At 63.1% G+C, this 10,764-nt stretch carries 16 protein-coding genes; all 16 read right to left on the bottom strand.

Annotated features, from left to right (window positions below; genetic code table 11):
- Window positions 1–6: 6 nt before the first annotated feature.
- Window positions 7–312, bottom strand: a complete 306-nt coding sequence (gene nuoK / locus FHY55_RS09250) for an NADH-quinone oxidoreductase subunit NuoK (RefSeq protein WP_140013919.1) — start codon at window positions 310–312, stop codon at window positions 7–9.
- Entirely contained in the window at window positions 312–803 is a 492-nt protein-coding gene (locus FHY55_RS09245) for a hypothetical protein (RefSeq protein WP_140013918.1), read from the bottom strand. The genes nuoK and FHY55_RS09245 overlap by 1 nt, the downstream gene beginning before the upstream one ends.
- 5 nt (window positions 804–808) lie before the next feature.
- Window positions 809–961 carry a hypothetical protein gene (locus tag FHY55_RS20485; RefSeq protein WP_168222964.1) on the bottom strand — a complete coding sequence of 51 codons (153 nt, stop codon included), beginning with the start codon at window positions 959–961 and terminating at the stop codon, window positions 809–811.
- Entirely contained in the window at window positions 961–1,575 is a 615-nt protein-coding gene (locus FHY55_RS09240; RefSeq protein WP_140013917.1) for an NADH-quinone oxidoreductase subunit J, read from the bottom strand. The genes FHY55_RS20485 and FHY55_RS09240 overlap by 1 nt, the downstream gene beginning before the upstream one ends.
- Window positions 1,572–1,982 carry a carboxymuconolactone decarboxylase family protein gene (locus FHY55_RS09235; RefSeq protein WP_140013916.1) on the bottom strand — a complete coding sequence of 137 codons (411 nt, stop codon included), beginning with the start codon at window positions 1,980–1,982 and terminating at the stop codon, window positions 1,572–1,574. Before FHY55_RS09235 ends, FHY55_RS09240 begins: the two co-directional genes overlap by 4 nt.
- Window positions 1,979–2,473: an NADH-quinone oxidoreductase subunit NuoI gene (gene nuoI, locus FHY55_RS09230; protein WP_140013915.1), complete on the bottom strand. Its 495-nt coding sequence runs from the start codon at window positions 2,471–2,473 to the stop codon at window positions 1,979–1,981. The genes FHY55_RS09235 and nuoI overlap by 4 nt, the downstream gene beginning before the upstream one ends.
- 10 nt (window positions 2,474–2,483) lie before the next feature.
- Entirely contained in the window at window positions 2,484–2,933 is a 450-nt protein-coding gene (locus tag FHY55_RS09225; protein ID WP_140013914.1) for a hypothetical protein, read from the bottom strand.
- A 3-nt stretch (window positions 2,934–2,936) separates the two neighbouring features.
- Window positions 2,937–3,977, bottom strand: coding sequence for an NADH-quinone oxidoreductase subunit NuoH (nuoH, locus tag FHY55_RS09220; RefSeq protein ID WP_140013913.1), 1,041 nt, complete (start codon window positions 3,975–3,977; stop codon window positions 2,937–2,939).
- 14 nt (window positions 3,978–3,991) lie between these two features.
- A complete protein-coding gene (locus FHY55_RS09215; protein ID WP_254695503.1) occupies window positions 3,992–4,336 on the bottom strand; it encodes a hypothetical protein in 345 nt (114 codons plus the stop codon).
- 110 nt (window positions 4,337–4,446) lie between these two features.
- Entirely contained in the window at window positions 4,447–6,444 is a 1,998-nt protein-coding gene (nuoG, locus tag FHY55_RS09210) for an NADH-quinone oxidoreductase subunit NuoG (protein WP_140013911.1), read from the bottom strand.
- Window positions 6,445–6,629: 185 nt separating this feature from the next.
- Entirely contained in the window at window positions 6,630–7,046 is a 417-nt protein-coding gene (locus FHY55_RS09205; protein WP_140013910.1) for a DUF5333 domain-containing protein, read from the bottom strand.
- Between the two features lie 156 nt (window positions 7,047–7,202).
- The gene (locus FHY55_RS09200) at window positions 7,203–7,496 is read right to left on the bottom strand and encodes a hypothetical protein (protein WP_140013909.1); all 294 of its coding nucleotides are present in this window, start codon (window positions 7,494–7,496) and stop codon (window positions 7,203–7,205) included.
- Entirely contained in the window at window positions 7,493–8,779 is a 1,287-nt protein-coding gene (gene nuoF / locus FHY55_RS09195) for an NADH-quinone oxidoreductase subunit NuoF (protein WP_140013908.1), read from the bottom strand. The genes FHY55_RS09200 and nuoF overlap by 4 nt, the downstream gene beginning before the upstream one ends.
- Window positions 8,780–8,905: 126 nt before the next feature.
- Window positions 8,906–9,118 carry a DUF5337 family protein gene (locus FHY55_RS09190; protein ID WP_140013907.1) on the bottom strand — a complete coding sequence of 71 codons (213 nt, stop codon included), beginning with the start codon at window positions 9,116–9,118 and terminating at the stop codon, window positions 8,906–8,908.
- Window positions 9,119–9,128: 10 nt separating this feature from the next.
- Window positions 9,129–10,550 carry an NADH-quinone oxidoreductase subunit NuoE gene (gene nuoE / locus FHY55_RS09185; protein ID WP_140013906.1) on the bottom strand — a complete coding sequence of 474 codons (1,422 nt, stop codon included), beginning with the start codon at window positions 10,548–10,550 and terminating at the stop codon, window positions 9,129–9,131.
- A gap of 3 nt (window positions 10,551–10,553) precedes the next feature.
- The gene (locus tag FHY55_RS09180) at window positions 10,554–10,763 is read right to left on the bottom strand and encodes a hypothetical protein (protein ID WP_140013905.1); all 210 of its coding nucleotides are present in this window, start codon (window positions 10,761–10,763) and stop codon (window positions 10,554–10,556) included.
- Window position 10,764 lies beyond the last annotated feature (1 nt).

The following is a 10,764-nucleotide window of genomic DNA, read 5'->3' as shown; positions in this document are numbered from 1 at the left end:
GGCCCCTTACCCCTTCATGTTGTTGACGTCTTCCACCGCGATCGTGCCACGGTTGCGGAAGAAGCAGACGAGAATGGCGAGGCCGATGGCAGCCTCTGCGGCGGCAACGGTCAGCACGAAGAGGGTGAAGATCTGGCCCGTCAGGTCGCCGAGAAAAGCGGAGAAGGCAACGAGGTTGATATTCACCGCCAGCAGCATCAGCTCGATCGACATCAGAATGATGATCACATTCTTCCGGTTGAGGAAGATGCCGAAGATGCCGATGACGAACAGCGCCGCCGCGACAGTCAGGTAGTGTTCCAGTCCGACCATCAGTTAAAGGTCTCCATCCTGAAGCGTTTCTTGCCGTTGCGCATAGCGGGGAAGGCCGCCGCACAGCCGCAGGTTTCTTTTCGGGCAGCCCCAACCGAAGCGCCGAGCGATTTGCGGCCGATCCGCAGGGCCATGTCGTCAAAGCTATAGCTGCGCTTGTCGTCCACTACCCGCTTCAACTCCTGCTGCACCCGGTCGCGCTGCGAAAGCTTGCGTGTCTTGCCGGCGCAAAAGCCCCGCGTTTCCTCCTCGCAGGCCGAGCGTGCATTGATCTGCTTGCCGCTCGCGCAGGCGGTCACAACAACCGCGCGGGTGCAGTCGCCACCAACGCAGGTTTCCACCACATGACTCACAATGCCGGTGCCAACCAGCGCATGACGGCTGGCATGATAGGAGCCGACAGTGCCAAGCTGGCGGTTGCACTGCTCCAGCGTCAGCGCCGCAACGGGGCCAGCCGAAGTGGCCAGCGCGGTGAGGGTCATGGCAACCATCGCTCTCAAACCCCCTGCCCCAAGCGCAAAGCCCGGCGCATGCGCCAGCGCCGCACGGCCCGCAGCACAGCCACACTGGCCAGCGCCTTGAGGGCCCAGAGCGCGACAAAGCCGCCAACGCCGACCGAGGCCAGCATCATGTGCCAAAGGTCCAGCATCAAAGGCCCTGCCCCGGTTTCACGTCGATCACTTCCATCGCCTTGGCCGGATCGCGATACATTTGCGCCAGCACGTCCTGCCGCTTCACGTCGGTGCGGTGGCGCAGGGTCAGCACGATGGCCCCGATCATGGCAACCAGCAGGATCAGCCCGGCGATCTGGAACAGCAGGAAATACTGATCGTAGATCACCAAGCCAAGCAGGCCGGTGTTGGGGTTGTTGGTCGGGGTGATCTCGCCAAGGCTGCCCGCCACGGCCACGCCATCGGCAGACACCCATGCGCCATAAACCATGCCCAGTTCCATCAACAGCACCACGCCGATCACGGCGGCAAGCGGCACGTATTTGGCCATCTCGCCGCGCAGCTCGGCAAAGTCCACGTCGAGCATCATCACGACGAAGAGGAACAGCACCGCCACCGCGCCGACGTAAACAATCACCAGCAGCATGGCCACGAACTCGGCCCCCAGCAGCACGAAGAGCGCGGCCGCGCTGAGGAAGCTCAGGATCAGCCAGAGCACCGAATGCACCGGGTTGCGGCTGACCACGACAAAGAAGCCCGCAGCGACCACGATGATCGCAGCCACGTAAAAGGCAAAGTCAGCGACCGTCATGCGCCCTCTCCCTTGGTTTTCTGAATTTCGGCCTGCGCCAGTTCCATCGCCTTGGTCATGGCCGGCACACCGCCGAACATGCTCATCATGGCGATCACCTCGGCCACCTCTTGCGGGCTTGCGCCAGCCTCAAGTGCGTGGCGCACCGTCAGCGTAATCTGGTCTTCCGCCTGCGCCCCCAGCACCGTGAGGGCCGCCAGCGTCACCAGCAGACGGGTGCGCGCATCCAGCCCCTCGGGGTTGAAGGTCTTGCCCATCCACATTTCCATCATGTCCTTGGGCATGGTCGGCATGAAATCTCCCATGCCCGGCATCTTGAAAGACGCCAGATCAGGGTTGACCGATTTGGCCATCTCCTGCCCCTGCTCCATGAGCTGCTGGAAAAGTTTGGTGAAGTCGTTGGTCATCGGTAGGGCGCATCCAGCTCGAGGTTGCGGGCAATCTCGGCCTCCCAGCGCTCGCCATTCGCCAGCAGCTTGTCCTTGTCATAGAACAGCTCTTCGCGGGTCTCGGTGGCGAATTCGAAGTTGGGCCCCTCCACGATCGCATCAACCGGGCAGGCTTCCTGGCAGAAGCCGCAGTAGATGCACTTGGTCATGTCGATGTCATAACGCGTGGTGCGGCGCGAGCCGTCTTCGCGCGGCTCGGCATCAATCGTGATCGCCTGTGCCGGGCAGATCGCCTCGCAGAGCTTGCAGGCAATGCAGCGCTCCTCGCCGTTGGGGTAGCGCCGCAGCGCGTGCTCGCCCCGAAAGCGCGGGCTGAGAGGCCCTTTCTCATGCGGATAGTTCACCGTCGCCTTGGGCGCGAAGAAGTACTTCAACCCAAGCCGAAAGCCCGCAATCCAGTCGGACAGCAGGAAATACTTTGTGGCGCGGTTCCAGTCGATCTGGGTCATTTAGGCTCCGTCATCCCCGCAGGTTGAAATCGCTGCGCATGTTGGGCGCGTTCTTCATCTTTTCCGCCTGTTCCTTCATCTCGGCAAAGGGGTCGATCCCCCTCAGCGAGCAATGAAGCGCGTGCAGCACGCCGGTAAAGTCATCCACGCTCACCAGCGCCGGTGTCTTCACCTTCTCGGCCAGATGGGTAAACCACTGGTTCACCACCTCGCCCGTCTTGGCCAACTGCGGGCCCCCAAGCTGCGGCAGGTCATAGCCAAGCCGCTCCTGCGCCAGCCAGTTGTTCACAACCATCCCGGTGGTCTCCGGGTTGATCTGGTCCCACTTCGGTTTGCTCTCGCCAAAGCTGCCCAGCATCACCGTCCGAAACGTACCCGCCTCGGAATAGATCGTCTGATGCGGCGCCTCCTCCATCCAGGTGGCAATGGCCTCCGCCGGGGTCTGTTCTTCTTCGCTCATGGTTTACCCTCCCATCGCAAACCGCGCCCAGAAGGCACCGAAGACTTCGAACTTGGCGAGGAAGGCAACGAGCACCACCCAGGCCAGCGAGAACGGCAGAAACACTTTCCAGCCGATCCGCATGAGTTGGTCGTAGCGATAGCGCGGGGTGATCGCCTTGATCATCGAGAAGATGAAGAAGAAGAAGCACATCTTCAGCACCATCCAGAGGATGCCATCCGGCAGCCCCGGAATGGGCGAGAGCCAGCCACCGAAGAACAGCAGCGTGACCAGAGCGCACATGAGCACCACCGCCACCAGCTCGCCAATCATGAAGAGCAGGAAGGGGGTGGAGGAATATTCAACCTGATAGCCCGCCACCAGCTCCGATTCTGCTTCGGGCAGGTCAAACGGCGGGCGGTTGGTTTCGGCCAGCGCCGAGATGAAGAACAGGAACACCATCGGGAAGTGCGGCAGCCAGTACCATCCCAGCAGCCCCCAGCCGGTGTCTTGCGCGGCAACGATGGAGCCGAAGTTCATCGAACCGGTCGACAGGATCACGCCAATGATGATCAGGCCGATGGAAACTTCATAGCTGATCATCTGCGCAGCAGAGCGGAGCGAGCCGAGAAACGGATATTTCGAGTTCGAGGCCCAGCCGCCCATGATCACGCCGTAAACCTCCAGCGAGGAAACGGCGAAGACGTAGAGGATGGCCACGTTGATATCGGCCAGCACCCAGCCGTCATTGAACGGAATCACCGCCCATGCAATCAGCGCCATCACGAGGCTGACCATGGGGGCGAGGAAAAACACCGCCTTGTCCGCCCCGGCGGGCACCACGATCTCTTTCACGATGTATTTGCCGAAATCCGCAAAGCTCTGCAGCAGACCGAAAACGCCCACAATGTTCGGGCCTTTGCGCATCTGGACAGCCGCCCAGATCTTGCGGTCGGCATACATCAGGAAGGCGAGTGCCACCATCAGCGGGATCACCAAAAGCAGCACCTGCCCTACGGTCAGGAGGAGGATGCCAAATCCGGTGTTGGTGAAGAAATCTGCCATTCTGCCTTACGTCCTCAAACCGTGGGTATGCCCCGAGCCTTGCAATCCTCAACCGCCACTTCCGCGTCGATATTGGTTGGCCCGCTCGGGAGCGCTGGCGATATGGTGTAAACAGCATCCGCCCGCCAAAGGCCAGCCTCTTCGGCCACTCTTGTGCGGACGTGACGCACGAAGCCGTAGCCCCGGATCAACGTGTATTGCGCGGCAGCGCAGAGGGCGTATTCCTCCACATCCACCTCGTCGCGCGCACCCTTCATCTCAACGATGAAACCCACCAGCTCGCCATCCAGAAGGCGGGTTTCGATGCCCTGATAGTCTGGCTCAAACGGCAGCGCCCGGCGGCCAACCACCTCGGGCAACGCATCGCCCTCGGGGTTGTCAAAGGCAATGCCATGGCCCTCGGGGCGGCTTTCCCCGCACCCGGCCAGCAACGCCGCCGCCAAAAGAGCCGAAAGCCCCCGCACCCGGCTTACTCCGCAGCCATCGGGGCGTTGCGCCGCGCTTTGGTGCCAGCGGAAAGCTCGGCCATCACTTCGGAGGCCCGTGCGACCGGGTTGGTCAGATAGTGATCCTTGATCGCGGCCACAAACTCGGCCTCGCCGAGCGTGCCCTCGTCGAGCGGCTGCCAATCGTTTTCCGGCACCGCATCGACGCCCGCCAAATGGGGCACCTCCGCCACCAGCGCCTGACGGAGCTGCGCAAGGCTGTCCCACGGCTGGGCCTCGCCCTCCATCTGTGCCGAAGCGGCCCGCAGGATCGCCCAGTTTTCTTTCGCCTCACCCGGCGGGAAGCCCGCGCGGAAGGCCAGCTGCGGGCGGCCCTCGGTGTTGACGAACAGCCCGTTTTCTTCGGTCCATGCCGCGGCAGGCAGGATCACATCGGCACGGTGTGCGCCCCGGTCGCCGTGGCTGCCTTGGTAAATCACGAACGGACCGTCAGCGATGTCGACCTCATCAGCCCCGAGGTTCCAGATCACCTCGGCCCCGTCGATCGCGGCGTCCAGGCCACCCTCGGTCACAGCGCCCACATCCATCGCGCCCACGCGGGAGGCGGCGGCGTGCAGCACCAGCAGCTTGCCTGCGCCCACCGCTTTCATCGCGGCGCCCAGCACGGCAGCGCCATCGGCCTCGCGCAACGCGCCCTGCCCGATCACCACCAGCGCACCCTCAGCCGCCTCATCCAGCTTGGAGAGCGCGGCCCGGTCTGTGCCGAGGTGCGTGTAATCATAAGTCAGATCCACCGCCTGACCGACGAGCGAAACCTCCGCCCCATTGAGCCAGGCCTTGCGAATCCGCGCGTTCAGCACCGGTGCCTCGGCGCGCGGGTTGGTGCCGATCAGGATGATGGACTTGGCAGCGTCGATATCTTCAATGCGTGCCGTGCCCGCATAGCCCGAGCGGTTGCCTGCGGGCAGCTTGGCGCCATCGGTTCGACACTCCACCGTGCCGCCCCGGCTCTCCACCAGCTGTTTCAGCGCAAAGGCCGCCTCTACCGGGGCCAGATCGCCAACCAAGCCGGCAATCTTCTTGCCCTTTGTCGCCTCGCCCACTTTGGCCAGCGCCTCGCCCCAGCTTGCGGGCCGCAGCTTGCCGTTTTCGCGGATGTAAGGCTTGTCGAGTCGCTGGCGGCGCAGCCCGTCCCAGACAAAGCGGCTCTTGTCCGAAAGCCACTCCTCGTTCACCCCGTCATGGTTGCGCGGCAAAATGCGCATCACTTCGCGGCCCTTCACATCCACCCGGATGTTGGAGCCAAGCGCATCCATCACGTCGATCGACTCAGTCTTGGTCAGCTCCCACGGGCGGGCGGTAAAGGCATAGGGCTTGCTCACAAGCGCGCCCACCGGGCACAGGTCGATGATGTTGCCCTGCAACTCGCTGTCCAGCGTCTCGCCCAGATAGCTGGTAATCTCCGCATCCTCACCCCGGCCGGTCTGGCCCATCTGGGTGATGCCGGCCACCTCGGTGGTGAAGCGCACGCAGCGGGTGCAGCTGATGCAGCGGGTCATATGGGTTTCAACCAGCGGGCCGAGGTTCAGATCGTCCACCGCACGCTTGGGCTCGCGATAGCGCGAAAAGTCCACGCCATAGGCCATCGCCTGATCCTGCAGGTCGCACTCGCCGCCCTGGTCGCAAATCGGGCAATCCAGCGGGTGGTTGATGAGCAAAAACTCCATCACCCCCTCGCGGGCCTTCTTCACCATCGGGGAATTGGTTTTCACCACCGGCGGCTCACCGTCCTTGCCGGGGCGCAGGTCTTTCACCTGCATGGCGCAGCTGGCAGCGGGCTTGGGCGGGCCGCCCACCACTTCCACCAGACACATCCGGCAGTTTCCGGCAATCGACAGGCGTTCGTGGTAACAGAAACGCGGAACCTCAATCCCGGCTTGCTCGCAAGCCTGAATGAGCGTCATCGCGCCCTCTACCTCAACTTCTTTGCCGTCAATGATGATCTTGCGCAGGTCGCTCATGCGGGGCCCTCTTGGCTGCCCCGAACCGGCACCTGCCATGGGCCCCTGCCCCGCCGCGCCGCATCCGGGTGATGCTGCGCTCTTGTAGGCGTCTCGGGGGGTGAGTTTCAACCCTCACGCCCCCGAAAAATCCTTAACACTCGCCACGCCTTATCCGCATCGCCGCGGCGCAGCGCAAATGCGCTTTATCGCGCCCGCATCAGGTTCCCGGCCTGGGTCTTTGCGGCAATCTCTTCGCGGCCCAGCTTGCAATAGCTCGCCGTGCTGCCATCAACCCCCTTGGAACGCATGTAGTCGCGCGCCTTGCCGACAAGCCGCTCCTTCTGCGCCTTGTCATCCACATAGGCGTCGATCTCATCATCGCTGAACCCTTCGGCCCGCGCCTGCTTTTTAAGAGAATTCAAAAAGCTATAGCCCCGGAGCGTGCGGGCAGAGATATCCGGGCATTTCTCCGAAATCTCCAATGCGATGCCCACCGAGATCAGCCCGCCGTTCACCGCCTTGCTGTCCGCCAGCGATTTTGCCGCCGCCGCGCCGGAAAATCCCAGCGCCACCATCACCGCAATAACCGCGCCGCCCAGTAACTTGCCTGCATGTCTCATTACATTCACCTTCTCTGTCCGTTTCGAGCGCATTTGCGCCTCGGCTTCGATGAACCAGATGGGGCCAGAGCAGTGGCTATGCAATAACAAGGCCCCTGTCATCCGCTGACAGAGCCTCACATACCCTTGATTCTGTTGGAGTTTGGCGAAAAACCGCTATTGCGGGCGCGGCCAGCGCCGCAGCGCGAGGCTCAGCACCAGAAGCGCGCCCAGAAGCGAGCAGATCGGGTAGGCCAAGAAGATGAGCTCGTGCGGCAGACCGAGGGAGCCACTCAAGGCCCGCAGGATGTAGGGTGCGCCCCACGCCAAAAACAGGAAGCCGAGGCCGTAAGCCACAGCCTCCCCCACAGCACGCCCCGAGCGAAGCGCAATCAGTGCAATCGCCCCCGACAGGATCAGCATCGAGAGTACGCTGATGCCCTGAACCACAAGAACGAGGCCGCTGGTCATTCAGCGGCAATCGCGCCGCGCTTGCTGGCAATCCGATCTTCGATCACATCGCGGAAGTTCTTGATAAGCCCCTGAATCGGCCAGGCCGCCGCATCGCCGAGGGCACATATCGTGTGGCCTTCAACCTGCTTGGTCACGTCAAAGAGCATGTCGATCTCTTCCACGCTGGCCTCGCCTTTGACCAGACGGTCCATCACGCGCATCATCCAGCCCGTGCCTTCACGGCAGGGGGTGCACTGGCCGCAGGACTCGTGCTTGTAAAACTTGCTCAAGCGCCAGATCGCCTTGATGATATCGGTGCTCTTGTCCATCACGATCACCGCCGCCGTGCCAAGGCCAGAGCCCAGCTCGCCGCGCAGGTAATCGAAGTCCATGATGGCGTCCTTCATGTTCTCGCCGCGCACGCAGGGCACGGAAGAGCCGCCGGGGATCACCGCCAGCAGGTTGTCCCACCCGCCGCGAATGCCGCCGCAATGCTTCTCGATCAACTCTTCGAAGCTGATGCTCATCGCCTCTTCCACCACGCAGGGGTTGTTCACATGGCCCGAAACCGCAAACAGCTTGGTCCCGGCATTGTTCTGACGTCCAAACCCGGCAAACCACGCCCCGCCCCGCCGCAGGATCGTCGGCACCACGGCAATCGATTCCACATTGTTCACCGTGGTCGGGCAGCCATAAAGGCCGGCCCCGGCAGGGAACGGCGGCTTCATCCGCGGCATGCCCTTCTTGCCCTCAAGGCTCTCCAGCAGCGCGGTTTCTTCGCCGCAAATGTAGGCCCCGGCCCCATGGGCGAGGAAAATGTCGAAATCCCAGCCAGAGCCAGAGGCGTTCTTGCCCACCAGCCCGGCGTCATAGGCCTCGTCGATCGCGGCCTGAAGCGCCTCGCGCTCGCGGATGTATTCACCGCGAATGTAAATGTAGCAGGTGTGCGCGTTCATCGCGAAGCTGGCAATCAGGCAGCCCTCGATCAGCGTATGCGGATCGTGGCGCATGATCTCGCGGTCCTTGCAGGTGCCCGGCTCCGATTCGTCTGCGTTCACAACGAGGTAGGCAGGCCGCCCGTCGCTTTCCTTGGGCATGAAGCTCCACTTCAACCCGGTCGGAAAGCCCGCGCCGCCCCGGCCCCGCAGGCCACTGGCCTTCATCTCGTCGATGATCCAGTCGCGGCCCCTCTTGATCAGGTCAGCCGTATTGTCCCAATGCCCACGCGCCTGCGCGCCCTTCAAGGTGCGCTCATGCATCCCGTAGATGTTGGTAAAAATGCGGTCGCTGTCCTGCAACATGGGCTGGCTCCAAATTCGGCTTCGCAATTCGGGAGATAGCTGAACCCCCGCGCCAATGCCAGAGGGTTCTGGCACCGACAGATTGACATTTCCCTGCCCCGTGGCGTCGCGCCCCCGGGGCCGGTCTTACTTTCGGCGCCGCCACATTGCGGCAAGGTTGACCATGGCAAAGACGAAGCAGGCCATGGCCACGAGGTAGATCAGCAGCTCAAACCGCGCTGCCAGCCCAAGTTTCACCACCAGCCACGGGGCCAGTATCGCCAGCACCCCGGCGGCTGCGATGAGCAGCGCAATCCGGCGGCCGGTACGGGCAAAGGCCTTCTCTTCCTCCGGGCTCACGCGCGCCGCCTCAGTAGACGTCGCCCTTCTTCACCCGGCCCGAAAACTCGGTCTCGCCCCCGGTGGCCAGCGTCTTGGCCTGGCCAACCCAATCGTCGCGGCGCACGCGGCCCCGGAAACCTTCCAGATTGTCGTCAACCCAGTCGACCTCGGCCTCGCTCCAGCGCGAAATCTGGTCGAAATGGTAAAAGCCCATGGAGTGCAGCAGTTTTTCCAGCTTCGGCCCCACTCCTTTGATGGCCTTGAGGTTGTCGGGCTTGCCGCCGCGCGGCGAGGCGAGCGTGCCCGGCTTCTCGCCAACAGTTGGCTGCTGCGCACCGTCGCCGCCCTTGTCTTCCTCAACCTCGGGGCCCTTGCCCGCAGCTCCATCCTTCGCGGCTTCCGTGCCGTCTTCGGTGGGCTGCTCCGTGGTGCTGCCCGCCGTATCGGCCTCGGCGCCCGCCTTGGGTCCGGGCTTTGCGGCATCGACATCGGAGGCCTTGTCACCGTCAGTCGAGCTTGCGTCTGCGCCGCTCGCACCGGCAGGTGCCGTCGCCTGCCCTTTCGCATCGTCAGAGCTTTTGCCCGCATCCGCGGCGCGCTCGGCATCGCCTGCGCCATCCACCTTCTGATGGTCGGCCTCCGCAGCCTCGGCAGCCGCCTCCTGCTTCGCGGGCGACCCTTTCACCTCGGTGTTTTCCCATCCCGCGGCCTCGGCCCGGGCGCGGCTGGTGGGCGTGGCGTTCTTGCCCGCCCAAGGCGTCAGCAGCGGCACTTCGGTGCCGTCGATCCGCTTTACCGTATCGCCAATATCGGTCGCCAGTTGCACACTGGCGTTGTATTTCGTCTTGCCGCTCTCATGCTCGGTCAGGCTGGTCAGCCCGCTCAGCGGTTCGGCGGCATAGCGGCCATTCTGCGGCCCCGGCACCGGCACCTTGCCTGCGCGCAGCTCTTCGATGATCTCGCCAAACCGCTCGGCGGTGAGATCCTCGTAATAATCCTTGCCGATCTGCGCCATCGGCGCATTGGCACAAGAGCCGAGGCATTCCACCTCTTCCCAGCTCAGCTTGCCGTCTTCCGAAATCTCATGCGGGTTTGCGGCAATCTTTTCCTTGCACACGGCCATCAGGTCTTCAGCGCCGCAGATCATGCAGCTCGTTGTGCCACACACCTGAATATGTGCAACGCTGCCAACAGGTTGCAGCTGGAACATGAAGTAAAAGCTGGCCACCTCCATCACCCGGATATCGGCCATACCCAGCATCTTGGCGATGTGCTCAATGGCGGGCCGCGTCACCCAGCCTTCCTGCTCCTGCGCACGCCAAAGCAGCGGGATCACGGCGCTGGCTTGCCGCCCCTCGGGATACTTGGTGATCTGACCTTCCGCCCACTTCTGGTTGGCCTCGGTAAAGGCAAAGCTCTCGGGCTGGTCGTGGTAGAGGCGGCGAAGCATGGCTTACTCCGTGATCGGGAATGTCGGCATACCGTTCAGAATCGCGAACGACAGCGTGAAGGTGAAAAGCAGGAACAGCGCAACAAAAGTCGCCCCGCCCGCAACGATAGCCAGCGGATAGGCCGCCAGCGCCGATGGCACGCGCCGCGCCACGAAGATCGTGACCGACAGCGATGCAATCAGCATCAGGAGAGAAACGAGCGCGGGCGTCATC

Origin of the sequence: Oceanicola sp. D3 (assembly GCF_006351965.1) — a bacterium.
Lineage (GTDB): Bacteria > Pseudomonadota > Alphaproteobacteria > Rhodobacterales > Rhodobacteraceae > Vannielia.
This window is presented reverse-complemented; position numbering and strand designations above follow the sequence as displayed.